Source organism: Lachnospiraceae bacterium JLR.KK008, from assembly GCA_037015955.1.
Taxonomy (GTDB): domain Bacteria; phylum Bacillota; class Clostridia; order Lachnospirales; family Lachnospiraceae; genus VSOB01.
On sequence record CP143548.1, the window covers coordinates 234925 to 251984 of the forward strand.

A 17060-nucleotide genomic window follows, 5' to 3' on the forward strand; every position below is an offset into this window, starting at 1 on the left:
TAAAAAAATAAAATAAATACTTGACGTTCACAAAAGTGTACCGTATAATAGAAACATAAAGGTCACATATGTGTACCTAAAATAAAAAAGGAAAGGGAAGGACTATATGGAGAATGGAAAGAAAATGTATGTAACGGCAGAGGAAGCGGCTGAAATGCTTGGCGTATCAACGGGTTATGCCTATAAGATTATCCGGGGGCTGAATGAGGAACTGAAAGCAAAAGGCTATCGGACAATCTGCGGCAAAGTCCCGACAAAATACTTTGAAGAAAAATTCTACGGTCTGACCGTAGCCATGTAGGAAAGGAGAGATTTTATGTCAGCGACAAGGGACGGAAAGATGTGGCGTTGCCAGTTCTATTATAAGGACTGGCAGGGCGTAAGCCACAAGAAGAATAAGCGGGGATTTAAGACAAAAGCGGAAGCGGAGCAATGGGAGCGTGACTTTCTGCAACAGCAGCAGAGGAATTTAGACATCAATTTTGAAAACTTCGTACAAATCTATTATGAGGATATGGAACATCGTCTGCGTGAAAATACCATGCGTACAAAGAAATTCATTATTGACCTGAAAATCATTCCATATTTCAAGAAAAAGAACATGAATGAGATTAAGGCTTCCGACATTCGGGCGTGGCAAAATGCACTGATGAAAAAAGGATATTCGGAAACGTATCTGAAAACGGTCAATAATCAGTTGTCGGCAATCTTCAATTATGCGGTTCGGTACTATGACTTGAAAGATAATCCTTGCAGGAAAGCCGGGAGTATCGGAAAGAGCCACGCCGGGGAAAAGGAGTTTTGGACAAAGCAGGAGTTTAAGCAGTTTCTTGTAACTGTGGAGAACAAGCCGGAAACAAAAATGGCGTTCCTGCTCCTTTACTGGACGGGCATGAGGATTGGGGAATTGCTTGCTATAACCTATAATGATATTGATTTAGAGAAACGTACCATTTCCGTAAACAAATCTTATCAGCGGATAGAGGGCAGGGACATTATCACACCGCCTAAAACACCAAAGAGTAAGCGTATCATAACGATACCGCCGTTTTTGACGGAAGAATTAAAGGAGTACATTTCGCATTTATACGGAATTATGGCAGACGAAAGAATGTTCCGTTTTACAAAATCCTATATGGAGCATGAAATTATCAGGGGTATCAAGGCTTCGGGAGTGAAAAGAATACGCTTGCACGATATTCGTCATTCCCACGCTTCGTTGCTCGTGGAAATGGGTTTTACGCCATTAGCGATTGCGGAACGGTTAGGGCATGAGAAAATCGAAACAACATTAAATACTTATTCACATTTATATCCCAATAAGCAGGGGGAACTTGCAGATAAATTGGAGATTGAGAACAGCAGGGAGGAAGAAGAATGAGTGGAGTGCATAAATATCCGACAATCAGCTTTCGCATTTCCCCCAGAGAGAGGGAAGAAATCGAAGCAAAGATTTTGGCAAGCGGACTTTCTAAGAAAGATTATTTTGTCCGTTCCTGTATTTATAACCGGGTGTGCGTGGTCGGCAAAAAAGAACTGGTTTATCAGTTGGTAGAGGAACTAAAGATAATGCAGACCAATATCCGGGAAGTGACGGAACAGTTTGAAAAGACAGATGTAGATTTAACGCCGGAGGGACTGGAAGATATGCGGAATGACTGTCTTGATATGCTGAAAGCTATCCTGTGGGTATTGGACGGAGCAAAATATCTGTGGCAGGGAAGCACCAACGGAGAAGAAAAGAGCCCCGACAGCGGCAACTGTTAGGGCTGTGATAACTGGAAAACCTCTGTTATCAACAATCACACTATCAGTATAGCAGAGGTTTCTTCCAGTGGCAACGATTTTTCAGAAATGGAGGGCATTTATGGAAGAAACAAAAATCGAATTACAGTTGATTAAATTGTCAGAGATACAGTCGCAGGAAGTTTCTTGGCTTTGGTTCCCGTTTATCCCCTATGGCAAGCTGACTATTGTTCAAGGCGATCCGGGTGACGGAAAGACAACATTTATACTGAATGTAGCGGCGAAGCTATCTAAGGGAGCAAGTTTAGACGGAGGAATGAACTTTACAGAGCCTTTGAATGTAATCTATCAGAGTGCGGAGGACGGTCTTGCCGATACGGTAAAGCCCCGGTTAGAACAGGCAAAGGCAGACTGTGAGAAAATCTCGGTCATTGATGAAAAGATAAAATCCCTTTCTATGATAGATGAACGCTTGGAAGAAGCTGTTATAAAGACAGGCGCAAGGCTGTTGATTTTAGACCCGATACAAGCCTATTTGGGCGGCGGCATGGATATGAACCGGGCAAACGAAGCAAGGGATATGACAAAGAAATTAGCGGCACTTGCAGAGAAATACCAGTGTGCGATTGTCCTTGTCGGGCATATGAACAAGGCAGCAGGAAATAAAGCGGCATACCGGGGAATGGGTTCGATTGATTTCTTTGCAGTCGCTAGAAGCGTTCTCTTAGTCGGCAGGGTTGAGGGGGAAGAAAATATAAGGGCTGTTGTGCAGATTAAAAACAACCTTGCGGCGTTCGGACACCCGAAAGCGTTTGCATTGTCAGAGGACGGTTTTCAATGGCTCGGGGATTATGAGATTACCGCTGATGAAGTGTTAGGCGGCATTGCTCCAAAAGCAAATAAAATGGAACAGGCGAAACGGTTACTTCGGGAACTGGCAGAAACAAACAATGCCATGCAGAGCAATGAGATTTTCAATCTAGCGGACGAACAAGGCATATCGAAGCGGACACTGGAAAATGCGAAGAAAGAGTTAGGTGTCCGGGCAAAGCGCATAAACAACACATGGTATTGGGAACTGGATAAAATCAGACAGTGACGGACAGGCAAGGTAACAGCGCAACAATGCAGGGTATTAGAATTTTGCAGTCTTGGAATTGCGTTCTTGAAGATTGCAAGGTTGCAAAAATTATAGACATTGCAATGTTGCGCTGTTGGGAGAGAGCCGGAAAGCGGCGGTATCAAGGCGGCGAAAAGCTGCCCCGTCCGGTAGGACGGAAAAGCCCCCGGCAGGGCGCAAAACCCGCTTGCGGGTTGCATTTTTGTTGGCGTAGCTGACAAAAGTGCTTTTGCGTTACTTTCGCAGAAAGTAACAAAGGCTATGCGCCGTGTCCGGCGCTCATTACCCGATAGGGAGAAAGGGAAATTGATTGAAGCGGACTATCAGCGTTATGACAGGGAAAGGCTCTGTCAACCACAACAGCAGAAAATTCCACGCAAAGAACACTGACCCGGAACGGAGTTGTCTGAACGTGGAATACTGCAACGAAAATATCAAAGATGTTTACCATGAATTATTTGATGAAGCACTCGCCCGGTACAATGAGAAGCAGATCAGAAGTGACCGCCGGATTGATGATTACTATGAGAAAATCTGTTCCGGCAAACAGGAAAAGCCGTTCCATGAGATTATTTTGCAAATCGGGAATAAAGACGATATGGGAGCAAAAACAGAGGACGGACAGCTTGCGGCAAAAATACTTGATAAATATATGCAGGACTTCCAACAGCGCAATCCTACATTGAGGGTGTTCTCTGCCTATCTCCATATGGACGAAGCAACGCCACATCTGCATATAGATTTTATACCCTATACAACTGGAAGTAAGCGGGGACTTGATACAAGGGTATCATTAAAAAAGGCACTAGCAGAACTTGGTTTTAAAGGCGGTACAAGGAGCGAAACAGAGCGTAACCAGTGGGTAGCGGCGGAAAAGGAACGGTTTGCGGAGATTATGTTGCAACATGGTATTGAGTGGGAGAAAAAGGGAACACATGAGAAGCATTTATCCGTTTTGGATTTTGAGAAAAAGGAGCGTGCAAAAGAAGTTGCGGAACTGGAACAGACAATCTCCGGCAGTAAAGAGGAATTATCCAATATTCTTCATCAGCAGATAGCGGCAGGACAGGAAACGGAACAGATACGGAAAGAGGGCGAAGCAATCCGGCAGGAAGTATCAGAACTTTCCGCTACTAATTATCTGCTCAAAGAGCAGACGGAAGAACTGACAGAGGATAAGGAAAAGCTGTTATCCGAAAATGAGAAATTGGAAAAACAGCAGAAAAAGTTACAGCAGGAAATCAACAAAATGGTGCAGTCAAAAGAGGATATGGAGCGCAACATTCACGCCTATGATGAAGATGTGAAATGGCAGTTGGCAGAGCCGGGGGCATTGATGAGCGCAAAGAATTATCGGGATAAAAAAGCACTTCCGCTTGTGGAGAAATTGAAAGAGGTGGTAAAAAATCTGACTATCAAATGCGTACAGCTTACAGAACAAAGCAAGAAGCTGACCGCCAAAGTGGACGGGCAACAGAAACAGATTAGTCGCTTGACAGATAAGGTTATGGAGCAAAGCGACATCATAGAGCGATTGCAGGAAAAAGCAGTTGATTTGGGGCGTTTGGAGCGTCATTTAGGCAGGGAACAGGTACAGTTGATAGTAGAACGGTCAAGGGCATTAGAGCAGGCAGAAAGGGCAAAGAAACGCCCGAAGCGTGCCTTTGAAGTGAGCCGATAGGAAAGTGAGGATTGATTTGATATGACGGATATGGAGAAGAAAGTCATGGTGTGGCTGTGTACTAAAATCGTAGCAGAAACAGACCTATACGAAACGGACAAGGAAGTGCAGAATCTGATAGACTGGGTATGTTTATCGGAGCAGATAAAGGAAAATAATAATACAATTCGCAATCTGACCGGGGAATATAAGAAGATAGAGCCGGATTGCCGGGAGGGAGTGAGGGCGCAGTTGGAGCGCATGAAAGAACTCTGCAAAGAGCGGAATAATCTGTATGAGAAGCAGAATGACTTGAAAGGGCAGAAACAGAAGATTGAGAAGTCGTTGGAACGATAAAAGATGTGGGGCGTGGCGGTTGCTATGCCCTGTATTTTATAGTGGCAGATACCGGGAGAAAATGCTATAATCGAAAGCGTGATTTAAGATATGGGAGATGAAATGCAATGGAAATAAATGTTGGAGATATTTTTACGCTGTTATTTGATAGAAATAATAATACGGCATACAAAGCATTACAGACGTTAGAAAAAGAATGTGAGGAATCGGACAGGGTATATTGTTATATGGATCAGTTAGCTGATATGATTGACAGTGATAATTCCTACATTCGGACAAGAGGGCTTACGCTGATTGCCTACAACGCTAAATGGGATATAGATAATAAAATGGATGAAATTATAGACGAATATTTGAAGCATATAGAAGATGTTAAGCCGATAACGGCAAGACAGTGTATAAAATTACTGCCTATGATTGCAAAGAATAAGCCGGAATTAAAGTGTGATATTGTTGCCGCACTGCAAAAAGCAGATACATCTATTTATGCAGACAGTATGCAACCATTGGTTTATAAGGATATTCAAAATTCTTTGGCAGAGATAGAGAAGCTATAAATTTATTGAGATTTTAAGGAGTATAGAGTAATGGATAACTGGTTTACAATAGATAAGATTGATGAAAATACATATATTATCAGCGAATACCGCCATTGGGAGGAAACGCATTGCTATCTGTTGAATGGAAATATCCGAAGTCTGCTTATTGATACAGGGCTTGGCATTTCCAATATCTATGAGGAAGTGCTGAAACTTACCGATAAGCCAATTACGGCAGTAGCCACGCATATTCACTGGGATCATATTGGCGGGCATAAGTATTTCCCGGATTTTTATGCTCATGCTGATGAATTGGATTGGCTGAATGGTAAATTCCCTTTATTAATTGAAACGATAAGAGAGATGGTCATAGACCGCTGTGATTTGCCCGAAGGGTTTTGCGTGAGCGATTATGAATTGTTTCAAGGTATACCAACAAAAGTGCTGACAGACCATGACATCATTGATATTGGCGGCAGGGAAATTGAAGTGCTGCATACTCCCGGACATTCTCCGGGGCATTTGTGCTTTTGGGAAAAAAGCAGGGGATATTTATTTACAGGCGATTTGGTTTATAAAGATATTCTGTTTGCTTATTATCCGTCTACTGACCCGGAGGCATACCTCGATTCTTTGGAAAAAGTTGCGGCATTGCCTGTGAAGAAAGTGTTTCCGGCACATCATTCACTGGATATAGAACCGGAAATCTTAATCCGTATGCGGGAAGCGTTTAGAAATCTCAAGATGGACGGAAAACTTCATCATGGCAGTGGAACATTTAATTATGGGGATTGGGGAGTATGGTTATAGGAAATAGGCTGTGACAAAGATAATGTTCTCTTTGATAATAGTTATTACATGGTGCTAGCGCCATGTAACTTAAAGCAGATAAGGAAAATGGTAAAATGGCAGTTTGCAGTTATATGTGGATTGCCATATTTTTGTGGAAAAATGGGCGTTTATATGGTAATATATAGGGGCAAAGATAAAAACACAACGCAAGGCAATCTTGCAGAACTGGTAGGTAGTCCAGTCGCACCGATTTGGTGTAAGTAGCCCTCCCTCCTTAGGGTCGTCCGTTCTTTGTTCATTACAATTATTTTAAGGAGGAATTGTCATGGACAAAGTATCAGGAAAATTGACAGTATTTTTTGAAGCTCCCTTTTGGGTGGGAGTGTTTGAGCGGGTATCAGATGGAAAGTTAGCTGTGTGTATGGTTACGTTTGGGGCAGAACCAAAAGACTATGAGGTATATGATTTCGTTCTGAAAAATTACTATCGGTTAAGATTTAGTCCGGCTGTGGCAACTGATGTAAAAGAAGCTGGTCGCAATCCTAAACGGATACAGCGGGAAGTGCGGAAACAGGTACAGAATACCGGGATAGGTACAAAATCGCAACAGGCTTTGAAATTACAGCAGGAACAGTTGAAAACTGAACGCAAGATAGTGAGTCGAAAACGGCGGGAAGTGGAGAAACAGCGGCAGTTTGAATTGAAACAGCAGAAAAGGAAAGAAAAGCATAGAGGCAGGTAATGGTATTGGAATAACTAATTTAAAGGAAGTAAAAGAATGGAGAAAAGAATACGAGATATAGTGAATAATGTCATTGAGAAGTGTATTGAACTAGAAAAGAGTGTTCTACTCGAAGATGGTAGCATAAAAGAAGAGTATCAAGAAACATTAGTAGATAGATATTTAGATATTTTAATGATGCTTGAAAAGGAAATATCAGTAGCTGATTTGGGGATTTGTATTGAGAATGAAAGTGATAAAGTAAAACGGTTCTATATTGCGTATTATCTATTAGATGAAAGAATGTTTAGACAGTTAAATAAAGAACTGGGAACCGTACCTGGGTGGAAAGCAGAAGCAAGGATACGGCTCTATATGATGTATTTAAAAGTCTTTAGAGAAGTACTGTTTCTATTGGCGAATGGTTACTCGGATTGTGCTTTGGCAAGGACGAGGACGTTATATGAATTGGGGGTATATATTAGTATTATAAATAAGAATACAGATGTTTTAGCCGAAAGATTTTGCAGACATTGTAATGTTAAAAGTTTGAAGATGGCAAAGGCAATTTCAACAGAGGAAAGAATGAATAAAATTGAAGAATTTATAGATCAGTTTAATTATGAAAAAGGATACAAAAAAGATAATGGATGGGCAAGGGTGTTGTTACCTCATATAAATGACAAAAGCAATATTCAATTTCGAGATTTGATTTCTTTGACGGATTATAATCAATATGAAAATATGTATAAAATGGCATGTAATTTTGTGCATGGAAGTTTGTTTTCTTCATTAGAAAGCTTGGATAGTGCCAAAGAACAGAGAGGAAAAACATTTTGGAATACTTCTCCGAGCGATGAAGGAATAGAAGAAGTTATACATTTTTTGAAAATATATATTGTTATGTTTGTTTCAGAATATACCCGAGGATTAAAGGATAAAACAATTTTTGAAAATATGTTGACGCTTTTTTTGCTTGGGAAAGAAATTCTTCAAGATGGCAATGAATAAAAGGTTACATGATTATAAATAGCATTGCTATATAATCAAACTTTATAAAGGGGAAAACTATGGAAGAAGATATTATCAGTGAACAAAATGAAGAACAAGAAGATACTAAAAAAAATAAATCAAAAGACCAAAGCGAATCTAAAAAAGCGATGAACGGGCTTCAGGGTGGTATAATTTGTGGATTGCTTTTAGGAATTGGAGCATGGGGAGTATACCATTACTATCAATATGCTATTTGTAAAATATTATTTTGGACTATCATTGTCCTAATGGTAATTTGTTTTGCTGCTGCTGTAAGCTGTTTTGTTGATTGGAAATCAGCGAAGAAAAGAGAAAAGTTAGAAGAAGAAGCAAAAAAAGAAGAAGAGGAATTTTCAGAAATAGATCCAAGTAAAAGGGCACTAAGGGCAGAGAAAATGTTTAAATTGAATCAAAAAGATTTAATGAGATATTATGATATGAATTTGTCTCAAACAAGGTTTCTTTCCGGGCTTGGAATTGTGATGATAATTTTGGGTATATTGATAGTAGTAGCTAGCTTAGTTTTATATGTATATTTGAATTCAGATAGGATTTTATTATTTGTAGGAAATATAAGTGGTATTATTGTTGATTTTGTAGGGGCAATTTTTATAAAAATGTATACACAAAATGTTGATGCAGCTGTAAGGTTTCATGCTAAATTTGCAGAGAGTAATAATCTTCTGCTTGCTAATTCAATTGCAAATAAAATAGAAAATGAAGAACTAAGGGAAGCAACCTTATCTGAAATTTCAAAGCAAATTGTGGCGTTGAAACAAAATAGTAATACATAGTAATGGCTCTATTTTGGCTCTAAAAATTTTGATTGGCACAAATACGAGAGCAATTTTTGAAGAATATGGATAATAAATGCTTGAAAAATGAGGGAAAAACAGTCAGTTCAAGCTATCCGCCGAGGAGTTCGAATAAGCAAAAATGCTTAGTAAATCCAGTGTTTATGCGGATTTGCGGGCTTTTAAAAGGTCTTTTGATAACAAATTGATAACAGTCGTTGGAGTGTGATTATTCTTGCTGTCAAGTGGTTTATTGGTGGGAGAATGATTTGCAAGAGGTTTGGACGGCTGAAATAAATCCATATTAGAAACGCCCTTAGCTGTGGGTAGGAACTCATGGCTGAGGGCGTTTTTTGTCGCTTACGAATAAAATTCGCTGTTTACGATTTCAACTTGAAAGAGGCTGTAATGGGGAGCATCTGCCGAAGAAAAGTGTTTTGTTAATACAGGACATTCCTCTAACATCCTTTTCTTGATGGTTGGGTCAACACATTCGGTTGCTATGCCGCTTACCCTTACCCAGTCCCGTGTACCGTTTTTCAGTGCGACTATCTGAATTTTGTTATGTTTGGCAAGCTGTTTATACACTGATTTTGTGTCTGAGGTGGAAATGTATAGGTTGTTATTGTATTCCATAATTGCGCCAAACGGTCTGCCTGCTGGAAAATCATTATTAAAGGTTAATACGAAAAATGTACCACATTCTTTTATGAAGTTGTATATTTGGCTCATTTGCATACCTCCATGTATTAATCTTTTAACTGGTCTTTGAACGCTTCGACTAAGGCATTGTTCAATTCCTTAGAGGGGACTTCCGCCCAATGCTGCGTGGTGTCAAACTTCGGGTAATTGTACCGCCACTGGTCGTAATCTTCCCTGCTGATTTCTTCGGCGGAGAGCTTGTCTGCCTGCTCTTTCCAAGCGCAGAGCATTTTCAGCAGTTCGGCGGCATCCTTATTTTTGTTTTTGTTGACTTTTAAGCAGATTTCACCGTCTGATTCACTGACGGTAAGACCGTAAATGTCCTCTAGGGTAAATAAGGTGTGCATAAGCCCGATGTAACTGTCAATGTCGGGTATGTCAAGAGCCTGCGGCGCAACGTCAAGAGCCTGCGCCAGTGCAGCCGTCAAGTCTGCCTTTGGCTTGCGTGAGCCAGTTTCATACTGTGCCAGACGCACGTCTGCGCTCCGTTCGGGAAACCCGACAAGCATACCAAGATATTTCTGTGTCATGCCCCGCATGATGCGGAAAAAATGTATTCTTTCGCCAATTGCCATGATGTTTCACTCCTTGTTTTTATGTTTATGAGGAGTATAGCATATATGTTTAGAGAAAGTCAAGTATAAACGAAACAAAAAAGTTTAATATTTTCTTACAAACCTATTGACAGTAGCAAAAATGTTTAGTATTATAAATTAAGCAAAAACGCTTAGAAAAAGAAACGCCGCAAGGGCATACCTATATGCCCAGAGTACTGGGCGGCAATAAGGAAAGGAGAGGTTGTATGGACAACAAATTTATCCGTGTGGACGAGGTGGCGCAAGAGCTTTCCGTATCAAAGCCTTATGCTTACAAGCTCATCAAGAAACTGAATGACGAGCTGAAGGAGCAGGGCTTTATCACGATTGCGGGGCGTGTCAACCGCCAGTATTTTGAGGAAAGGCTCTACGTGGCAGGAGAAAAACAGGGAAAGGAGATGGAGTAAATGCCAGTATTTAAGAATGAGGGCAACGGCACATGGTATGTGATGGCAAGGTATGTGAATTGGAAGGGCGAACGGAAACAGAAATGCAAGCGTGGGTTCGCCACAAAGCGGGAGGCGCAGGAGTGGGAGCGGAAATTCCAGTTGCAAAATTCCGCTGACCTTGACATGGACTTTGAAGCCTTTACAGAGCTTTATGCGAATGATGTCAAGAACAGATTGAAAGAAAACACTTGGCTGACAAAGGAGCATATCATTCGGACGAAGATTCTTCCGTACTTCGGCAAGATGAAAATTAGCGGGATTGGCACAAAGGAAATCATTGCATGGCAGAATGAGCTGCTTGCCTACCGTGATGAAAAACGCAATCCTTATTCGCAGACGTATCTGAAAACTGTCCACAACCAGCTTTCCGCTATCTTCAACCATGCAGTGCGCTATTATGACCTCCGTTCCAACCCTGCGGCAAAGGCGGGCAATATGGGGAGCGAGGAATACAAGGAAATGCTGTTCTGGACGAAAGAGGAATATAAGAGGTTTGCGGATGAAATGATGGACAAGCCAGTTTCCTATTATGCGTTCCAGATGCTTTACTGGTGCGGAATCCGAGAAGGAGAATTATTAGCTTTGACCGCCGCTGATTTCAATTTTGATAAGGAAACGGTCACGATTAACAAATCCTACCAACGCCTGCATGGGGAGGACGTGATTACCTCTCCGAAAACAAAAAAGAGCAACCGCACAATCAAGATGCCAAAGTTTCTCTGTGAGGAAATGCAGGAATATATCGGTATGCTGTACGGCTTAAAGAAAAAAGACCGTATTTTCACAGTGACAAAGAGTTACCTCCATCACGAGATGGACAGGGGCGCAAAAGCCGCAGGGGTGAAACGCATACGGATTTACGATTTGCGTCATAGCCACATCAGTTTATTGATTGACATGGGTTTCTCGGCGGTGGCGATTGCTGACCGTGTAGGGCATGAGAGCATAGAAATCACTTATAGATATGCTCACCTGTTTCCGTCAAAGCAGGCAGAAATGGCAGACAGGCTTGACGATTTGGGAAAGGGGGATTTTTGATATGTCGGCAAAGAATTTAGACAACTGTAACCGTTGGAGAAATAAAACCGTCGCCTTTCGGGTATCTCCCGAAGAAAGTGAGCAGATTGACAAAGCGGTGCGGCTTTCGGGGCTTACCAAGCAGGACTATATCACAAGGCGGCTTTTATGCCAAGACGTGGTAGTGCAGGGCAATCCGAGGGTGTATAAGGCACTCCGCAATGAGCTTGTCGTCGTTCTTGCAGAATTGCAGAGGATTGAAGCGGGCGGGGGCGTAAATGAAGAACTGCTTGATACAATCGAACTGATTGCTGTTATCCTCGGCGGTCTGAAAGGAGAGTGTGAAGATGGCGAATAAAAAAGAAACGGCTGCCCCGAATGTATCTGTTGGCGCAGATACGGAGCAGCCAATTCATAAATGTAGTAGTAATAGTATAACCCTAAAAACCGAAAAATACAATATTTTCGTAGAAAAAGGCGGTGGCTGCAATGGCTGAGCTTAAAATTTTGAACATGGACGAGATACCTGCAACCGAGGTCGGGTGGCTTTGGTATCCGTATATTCCTTATGGAAAGATAACCATTGTCCACGGAGACCCTGGCGATGGAAAAACAATGATGATTTTACAGTTAGCTGCTATCTTATCAAGGGGAGATAAACTGCCTTGTGATGATACGGAGCGTGAGCCGATAAGAATTATTTACCAAACCGCAGAGGATGGACTTGGCGATACAATTAAGCCCCGTCTGCTTGCAGCCAATGCAGACTGTACGCAAATCAAGGTGATTGACGAGTCGGAAGCTGCACTCTCAATGCTTGATGAAAGAATTGAACAGGCAATTAATGAAACGGGCGCAAAGGTAATTATTTTGGACCCCGTACAAGCGTATATCGGCTCCCAAATTAATATGAACAGGGCAAACGAAGTCCGCAATGTTCTTTCGCAGTTAGGACGGGTAGCAGAAAAATATGGGTGCGCCGTTATCCTTGTCGGACACTTAAATAAAGTACAGGGCGGCAAAGCAAATTACAGAGGGCTTGGCTCAATTGACTTCCAAGCAACGGCACGAAGCGTACTCATTGTCGGCAGGCTCAAGGAAAACAAGGAAGTGCGGGTAGTTGCGCATGAAAAATCTTCCCTTGCGCCTGAGGGCGAGCCGATTGCTTTTGAACTGAGTAAAGAAACAGGATTTGTGTGGAAAGGTCATTATGATATTTCCATTGATGATTTATTGAACGGCATCAGCCGTGAAAAGAAATCCGAACAAGCAGAGAAATTAATTATGGATTGCCTGTCTGATGGGAAATACCAACAGCAGCTTATATTAAAGAAAGCACAGAATATCGGCATCTCAAAAAGAGTACTTGACGAAGCAAAAAAATCTCTCGGCGTTAAGTCAATAAAGGAAGGCAATGGGTGGTATTGGGAACTTCCCGAAGAAAAAGGAGTGAGTAACTGTTAAGGTTGCAACATTGCATATGTTTAGGACAAGTGCAATCTTGCAATGTTCTTTTTCGGTTTGGTGTGAGCGATATTGAAGTTTGGGGGAGAGTGCAGAGAGCGCCTTTTCAAAGGCGGCTCTTTGCCCCTCGGAGAGCGCAAAACCTGCTTGCAGGTTGCATTTTTGTTGGCACAGCCGACAAAAGTGCTTTTGCGTTACTTTCGGGAAAGTAACAAAGCCTACCAGCCGAAAAGAAAGGGTGTGATTTTATAAGACGGACGATTAGCGCAATGGTGGGGAAAGGCTCGGTCAACCATAACAGCCGCAAGTTTAAGGCTGAAAATGTAGATAGAGAGCGTTCACACCTTAATGTAGACTATTGCAACGAGAGCATCAAGAAAGTGTATCATAAGCTATTTGATGAAGCATTATGGAGATATAACCAGAAACAGACAAGGGCAGACCGACGCATTGCTGATTATTACGAGAAGATAAGGTACTCGAAGCAGGAAAAGCCGTTCCATGAACTGATTTTGCAGATTGGGAATAAAGAAAATATGAGTGCAGGAAGTGAGAACGGACAGCTTGCAAGGAAGATTTTAGATGAATATTATCATGGATTCCAAGAACGAAACCCGAACCTTTATGTATTTTCCTCTCATATCCATATGGATGAAGCAACGCCGCATCTGCACATTGATTTTGTCCCGTTCACGACTGGCAGCAAGCGCGGGCTCGAAACAAGGGTATCTTTGAAGCAGGCGTTGGCGGCGCAGGGATTCAAAGGCGGCTCCCGTGGCGATACGGAGTGGAGTCAGTGGGTACAGTCCGAAAAAGAAAACCTTGCCGCTGTGATGGGGCGGCATGGCATTGAATGGGAGCATAAAGGCACGCATGAGAAACATTTGTCTGTCCTTGATTATAAAAAGCAGGAGCGGGAAAAAGAGGTCATCCAGCTTGAGGGGCAGATTTCAGAGAAAAAAGAGGAATTTCAAGTATTGTCGGACAGGGTGGAGAATTACGACAAAGGAATGGAAAACCTAAAAACTCTGGAACAGGTGCTTGACACTTCTCCAGAGTACCAGTTGCCAGAGCCGCAGGGGTTCATGTCGGCGAAGTCATATAGAAATAAAGTGGCAGAGCCTTTAGTGCAAAAGCTGAAATCGCTTGTTAAAACAGCTCTTATAAGGTGTTTTGAAGTGTGGGACAGCTACTATCGGCTTAACGTCACAAACAGCAATCTCCACCGTGAGAATGAGGGGTTAAGGAGAACCAATGAGAAACTGGCAGGGGAAAATGAAAACCTCCGTGCGGAAAACAAAGATTATAAGCTACTCCGCAAGGCATTTGGAAGTAAGCAGATGGGCAGTCTTTTGGAGCAGGCAAAAGCAGTACAGCAGTCCAAACAACGTGGAAAACGCTTTAGAAATAATCAAGAGGAAAGGTAGGAAAAACACTATGGAAAACAGGATTTATGATGAAAATAGCGGCTTTTGGTATGCAAAGCAAGGCGAGTATTACTTCCCAGAGCTTGCATTACCTTCCAAAGAAGAAAAGCCGATTGGAATTTGGGGGCAACGTCATTTGCAGTATCTAAAAGAGCATAAGCAGTTTGTATATCTCAATCTGCTGACAAGCGGCAGATTTAATGAATACCTTGTAAGCATAGATGAACAGGCAGCGGATATGTTTTTTCGGCTGGTAAAGGAATATGCTGACAGGCAAGGTGTGACGGAACAGCTAAAAGCAGAAAATCAGCTTTTATGGATTCAAAAAATGAATAATATTCGGGTTTGTGTGAGGGAAGTAGTGGAGGAAGAGATTATTTGTGTATGGTAAGGATAGTGACACTTCTGTGTTAAGCAGGAGTGTCATCTAAAAGGTCTAATGTACTATTAGATTAAAGAATATACGTTCTAAAAACTCATATTTTCGTGAGATTATCTTGATATATAGAGGAAAGTGTGATATGCTAATACGAGTGAATAAAAGGTAGGGAAATATTATGCCAGTGTGTTATGATAAATTATGGAAATTATTAATAGACAGAAAAATGAAACGAACAGATTTAAAAGATATGGCAGGGATTAGTTTTAATGTTCTGGCGAAAATGGGAAAAGGAGAAGCAGTATCATTGGAAAGTCTGTATAAAATATGTATGTCACTGAATTGTAATATAGGTGATATAGTGGAATTTTCTGATGAGAAAATCAAGTAGAGATAATTTTTAAGATGATTGTGAGGAAGATATGAATATGAACATATATGTGAAAATCAAAGAACTTGCAGATAAATATGCATCAGAGCTTAAAAATCAAGTAGATGCTCGAATTGAGGAAATGAAAAGTGATGACACATCGCATTATTTGATATATAGAGTATTAGGGGTTACTAATGAAGAAGGAAATCTTATTGATTTATATCAGAATAAAGGACGATTCTTATATAAGTATGCAGGTGCCTTTTTGGAAGAAGCTGCTTGTTTGTGCATAAAGCATAAGTATTCTGAAGCTGCAAAAGTAAGAATTCCCAATACGCTAGGGAGCAGACCAAAGACCTTTGAAATTGATTGTTTGGTTAATGGAATGGCACATGAAATAAAATGGAGGGATGCAACAACGGATGGGGATCATATTACAAAAGAGCATACACGAGTTAAAGTTATAAATGAGAAAGGCTATACACCTATAAGAGTTATGTTCTATTATCCACAACGTTCGCAGGCAAAAAAGATTCAAGAAACTTTAGAAACGTTGTATAGGGGGATTGGCGGACAATATTATTATGGTGATGCTGCTTGGGAATATATAAAAGAATTGACAGACATTGATTTGCTGGATGTTCTTCAGAAAATTGCAGATTCAAGGAAGTGATAGTGAAATGGTAATACATGGAGATTGTTTGGATATTCTGAAACAGATAGATAGTAATTCGGTTGATATGATTTATTTAGATCCACCTTTTTTTACGCAGAAAATGCAATCTTTGAAAGATACACAAGGGACTGAATATTTTTTTGGAGACGTTTGGAATAGTCGAGAAGAGTATTTGGATTATATGAAAGTACGTGTATATGAGTTAAAACGAGTTTTAAAAGATACAGGAAGTATATTTTTGCATTGTGACGAAAAGGCATCACACTATTTGAGAATAATATTAGATGATATTTTTGGAGAAGAAAATTTTAGAAGTGAAATCATATGGACTTATAAGAGATGGTCTAATTCAAAAAAAGGATTATTGCCAGGACATCAAACAATTTTCTTTTATTCCAAAACAAATAATTATAAATTTAATATTATTTATACAGAGTATTCTCCAACTACTAATATTGACCAAATCCTTCAAGAGAGAGTGAGGGATAATAGAGGAAAAGCAATTTATAAGCATGATGACAATGGTGAAATTATTTTATCAAAGGAGAAAAAGGGGGTACCAATGTCGGATGTTTGGGAGATTCCATTTTTAAACCCTAAAGCTAAAGAACGAGTTGGATATCCTACGCAAAAGCCTATTGAATTACTAGAAAGAATCGTTCGTATTAGTACTGATGTAGGCGATACAGTGCTTGACCCTTTTTGCGGGAGTGGAACGACAATGGTTGCGGCTGAATTAGTTAATAGAAAAGGAATAGGAATTGATATTAGCCGGGATGCGGTAGAAATATCCGAAAACAGATTGAAAAATCCGTATAAAACAGAATCCAGATTAATGAAATTAGGTATTGAATCATATAAGACAAAAAGTGATGTTGATAGTGCTATTCTAAATCAATTGGATTGTGATGTGGTGCAAAGAAATAAGGGGATTGATGGATTTCTTAAAAAATATTATAAAAATGCACCTGTGGCAGTAAAAATTCAAAAAGCAACAGAAAGTTTTAGTGAGGCAGTGGAATTGCTAAAAAATGCAGGAAAGAGAAAGAAATGTAGTGCAACAGTTTTGATACGTACTCAAAATGACAATTTAACTAGGCATGTTGATATCCCATCAAATATGATTATAATTGATGATTATAAGATACAGCTTGAACATGAATTAGAAGAAATGTTTTTTGCTGTATGTGTATCAGTTATGTAAACATATTAGATT

23 protein-coding genes are annotated in these 17060 nt (G+C 40.6%); 21 read left to right on the forward strand and 2 right to left on the reverse strand.

The features are described from left to right. Positions 1 to 106 precede the first annotated feature (106 nt). From V1224_01125 to V1224_01175, 11 genes are all read left to right on the forward strand, one after another. Positions 107 to 301, forward strand: a complete 195-nt coding sequence (locus tag V1224_01125) for an ICEBs1 excisionase (GenBank protein ID WWR16089.1) — start codon at positions 107 to 109, stop codon at positions 299 to 301. Positions 302 to 316: 15 nt separating this feature from the next. Beyond that, a complete protein-coding gene (locus V1224_01130; protein WWR16090.1) occupies positions 317 to 1381 on the forward strand; it encodes a site-specific integrase in 1065 nt (354 codons plus the stop codon). Further along, a complete protein-coding gene (locus V1224_01135; protein WWR16091.1) occupies positions 1378 to 1767 on the forward strand; it encodes a hypothetical protein in 390 nt (129 codons plus the stop codon). Before V1224_01130 ends, V1224_01135 begins: the two co-directional genes overlap by 4 nt. Positions 1768 to 1867: 100 nt before the next feature. Next, complete coding sequence (locus tag V1224_01140) at positions 1868 to 2845, forward strand: AAA family ATPase (GenBank protein ID WWR16092.1); 978 nt, start codon at positions 1868 to 1870, stop codon at positions 2843 to 2845. Positions 2846 to 3197: 352 nt separating this feature from the next. Continuing rightward, complete coding sequence (locus V1224_01145) at positions 3198 to 4547, forward strand: plasmid recombination protein (GenBank protein ID WWR17398.1); 1350 nt, start codon at positions 3198 to 3200, stop codon at positions 4545 to 4547. Between the two features lie 21 nt (positions 4548 to 4568). Further along, entirely contained in the window at positions 4569 to 4883 is a 315-nt protein-coding gene (locus tag V1224_01150) for a hypothetical protein (GenBank protein WWR16093.1), read from the forward strand. Between the two features lie 107 nt (positions 4884 to 4990). Further along, positions 4991 to 5440 (forward strand): SufBD protein, encoded by a 450-nt coding sequence (locus V1224_01155; GenBank protein ID WWR16094.1) that lies wholly within the window; start codon positions 4991 to 4993, stop codon positions 5438 to 5440. A 30-nt stretch (positions 5441 to 5470) separates the two neighbouring features. Beyond that, positions 5471 to 6232 (forward strand): MBL fold metallo-hydrolase, encoded by a 762-nt coding sequence (locus V1224_01160; protein WWR16095.1) that lies wholly within the window; start codon positions 5471 to 5473, stop codon positions 6230 to 6232. 307 nt (positions 6233 to 6539) lie between these two features. Next, complete coding sequence (locus V1224_01165; protein WWR16096.1) at positions 6540 to 6956, forward strand: YjdF family protein; 417 nt, start codon at positions 6540 to 6542, stop codon at positions 6954 to 6956. A 36-nt stretch (positions 6957 to 6992) separates the two neighbouring features. Further along, complete coding sequence (locus V1224_01170) at positions 6993 to 7946, forward strand: DUF5677 domain-containing protein (GenBank protein WWR16097.1); 954 nt, start codon at positions 6993 to 6995, stop codon at positions 7944 to 7946. A 59-nt stretch (positions 7947 to 8005) separates the two neighbouring features. Beyond that, positions 8006 to 8761 carry a hypothetical protein gene (locus tag V1224_01175; protein WWR16098.1) on the forward strand — a complete coding sequence of 252 codons (756 nt, stop codon included), beginning with the start codon at positions 8006 to 8008 and terminating at the stop codon, positions 8759 to 8761. Positions 8762 to 9121: 360 nt separating this feature from the next. Here V1224_01175 and V1224_01180 read toward each other — a convergent pair whose 3' ends face one another. Together V1224_01180 and V1224_01185 are read right to left on the reverse strand one after the other, a co-directional pair. Next, positions 9122 to 9493 (reverse strand): pyridoxamine 5'-phosphate oxidase family protein, encoded by a 372-nt coding sequence (locus tag V1224_01180; protein WWR16099.1) that lies wholly within the window; start codon positions 9491 to 9493, stop codon positions 9122 to 9124. Between the two features lie 17 nt (positions 9494 to 9510). Beyond that, positions 9511 to 10038 carry a helix-turn-helix transcriptional regulator gene (locus V1224_01185; GenBank protein WWR16100.1) on the reverse strand — a complete coding sequence of 176 codons (528 nt, stop codon included), beginning with the start codon at positions 10036 to 10038 and terminating at the stop codon, positions 9511 to 9513. 227 nt (positions 10039 to 10265) lie between these two features. Here V1224_01185 and V1224_01190 point away from each other — a divergent pair, with 227 nt between their 5' ends. The 10 genes from V1224_01190 (at position 10266) to V1224_01235 (ending at position 17048) form a co-directional block, all read left to right on the forward strand. Next, a complete protein-coding gene (locus V1224_01190) occupies positions 10266 to 10466 on the forward strand; it encodes a LysR family transcriptional regulator (protein WWR16101.1) in 201 nt (66 codons plus the stop codon). Beyond that, complete coding sequence (locus V1224_01195) at positions 10467 to 11546, forward strand: site-specific integrase (GenBank protein ID WWR16102.1); 1080 nt, start codon at positions 10467 to 10469, stop codon at positions 11544 to 11546. A 1-nt stretch (position 11547) separates the two neighbouring features. After that, positions 11548 to 11883, forward strand: a complete 336-nt coding sequence (locus V1224_01200) for a hypothetical protein (protein ID WWR16103.1) — start codon at positions 11548 to 11550, stop codon at positions 11881 to 11883. After that, positions 11873 to 12022 (forward strand): hypothetical protein, encoded by a 150-nt coding sequence (locus V1224_01205; GenBank protein ID WWR16104.1) that lies wholly within the window; start codon positions 11873 to 11875, stop codon positions 12020 to 12022. Before V1224_01200 ends, V1224_01205 begins: the two co-directional genes overlap by 11 nt. Beyond that, a complete protein-coding gene (locus V1224_01210) occupies positions 12015 to 12989 on the forward strand; it encodes an AAA family ATPase (GenBank protein ID WWR16105.1) in 975 nt (324 codons plus the stop codon). The genes V1224_01205 and V1224_01210 overlap by 8 nt, the downstream gene beginning before the upstream one ends. Before the next feature lie 269 nt (positions 12990 to 13258). Beyond that, complete coding sequence (locus V1224_01215) at positions 13259 to 14416, forward strand: plasmid recombination protein (GenBank protein ID WWR16106.1); 1158 nt, start codon at positions 13259 to 13261, stop codon at positions 14414 to 14416. A 10-nt stretch (positions 14417 to 14426) separates the two neighbouring features. Beyond that, complete coding sequence (locus V1224_01220) at positions 14427 to 14807, forward strand: TnpV protein (GenBank protein ID WWR16107.1); 381 nt, start codon at positions 14427 to 14429, stop codon at positions 14805 to 14807. Positions 14808 to 14973: 166 nt separating this feature from the next. After that, on the forward strand, positions 14974 to 15186 hold the full coding sequence (locus V1224_01225) for a helix-turn-helix transcriptional regulator (protein ID WWR16108.1): 213 nt from the start codon (positions 14974 to 14976) through the stop codon (positions 15184 to 15186). A 37-nt stretch (positions 15187 to 15223) separates the two neighbouring features. Then, positions 15224 to 15841 carry an ApaLI family restriction endonuclease gene (locus V1224_01230; GenBank protein ID WWR16109.1) on the forward strand — a complete coding sequence of 206 codons (618 nt, stop codon included), beginning with the start codon at positions 15224 to 15226 and terminating at the stop codon, positions 15839 to 15841. A 7-nt stretch (positions 15842 to 15848) separates the two neighbouring features. Further along, entirely contained in the window at positions 15849 to 17048 is a 1200-nt protein-coding gene (locus V1224_01235) for a DNA methyltransferase (protein ID WWR16110.1), read from the forward strand. Positions 17049 to 17060 lie beyond the last annotated feature (12 nt).

Bases quoted from the DNA above. Each gene is read 5' to 3' on its own strand.
- V1224_01155 (WWR16094.1), top strand. From the start codon at position 4,991: ATGGAAATAAATGTTGGAGATATTTTTACGCTGTTATTTGATAGAAAT.
- V1224_01225 (WWR16108.1), top strand. From the start codon at position 14,974: ATGCCAGTGTGTTATGATAAATTATGGAAATTATTAATAGACAGAAAA.
- V1224_01180 (WWR16099.1), bottom strand. From the start codon at position 9,493: ATGAGCCAAATATACAACTTCATAAAAGAATGTGGTACATTTTTCGTA.
- V1224_01130 (WWR16090.1), top strand. From the start codon at position 317: ATGTCAGCGACAAGGGACGGAAAGATGTGGCGTTGCCAGTTCTATTAT.
- V1224_01205 (WWR16104.1), top strand. From the start codon at position 11,873: ATGGCGAATAAAAAAGAAACGGCTGCCCCGAATGTATCTGTTGGCGCA.
- V1224_01160 (WWR16095.1), top strand. From the start codon at position 5,471: ATGGATAACTGGTTTACAATAGATAAGATTGATGAAAATACATATATT.
- V1224_01135 (WWR16091.1), top strand. From the start codon at position 1,378: ATGAGTGGAGTGCATAAATATCCGACAATCAGCTTTCGCATTTCCCCC.
- V1224_01185 (WWR16100.1), bottom strand. From the start codon at position 10,038: ATGGCAATTGGCGAAAGAATACATTTTTTCCGCATCATGCGGGGCATG.
- V1224_01200 (WWR16103.1), top strand. From the start codon at position 11,548: ATGTCGGCAAAGAATTTAGACAACTGTAACCGTTGGAGAAATAAAACC.
- V1224_01145 (WWR17398.1), top strand. From the start codon at position 3,198: ATGACAGGGAAAGGCTCTGTCAACCACAACAGCAGAAAATTCCACGCA.
- V1224_01230 (WWR16109.1), top strand. From the start codon at position 15,224: ATGAACATATATGTGAAAATCAAAGAACTTGCAGATAAATATGCATCA.
- V1224_01235 (WWR16110.1), top strand. From the start codon at position 15,849: ATGGTAATACATGGAGATTGTTTGGATATTCTGAAACAGATAGATAGT.
- V1224_01165 (WWR16096.1), top strand. From the start codon at position 6,540: ATGGACAAAGTATCAGGAAAATTGACAGTATTTTTTGAAGCTCCCTTT.
- V1224_01170 (WWR16097.1), top strand. From the start codon at position 6,993: ATGGAGAAAAGAATACGAGATATAGTGAATAATGTCATTGAGAAGTGT.
- V1224_01210 (WWR16105.1), top strand. From the start codon at position 12,015: ATGGCTGAGCTTAAAATTTTGAACATGGACGAGATACCTGCAACCGAG.
- V1224_01175 (WWR16098.1), top strand. From the start codon at position 8,006: ATGGAAGAAGATATTATCAGTGAACAAAATGAAGAACAAGAAGATACT.
- V1224_01190 (WWR16101.1), top strand. From the start codon at position 10,266: ATGGACAACAAATTTATCCGTGTGGACGAGGTGGCGCAAGAGCTTTCC.
- V1224_01195 (WWR16102.1), top strand. From the start codon at position 10,467: ATGCCAGTATTTAAGAATGAGGGCAACGGCACATGGTATGTGATGGCA.
- V1224_01125 (WWR16089.1), top strand. From the start codon at position 107: ATGGAGAATGGAAAGAAAATGTATGTAACGGCAGAGGAAGCGGCTGAA.
- V1224_01215 (WWR16106.1), top strand. From the start codon at position 13,259: ATGGTGGGGAAAGGCTCGGTCAACCATAACAGCCGCAAGTTTAAGGCT.
- V1224_01150 (WWR16093.1), top strand. From the start codon at position 4,569: ATGACGGATATGGAGAAGAAAGTCATGGTGTGGCTGTGTACTAAAATC.
- V1224_01220 (WWR16107.1), top strand. From the start codon at position 14,427: ATGGAAAACAGGATTTATGATGAAAATAGCGGCTTTTGGTATGCAAAG.
- V1224_01140 (WWR16092.1), top strand. From the start codon at position 1,868: ATGGAAGAAACAAAAATCGAATTACAGTTGATTAAATTGTCAGAGATA.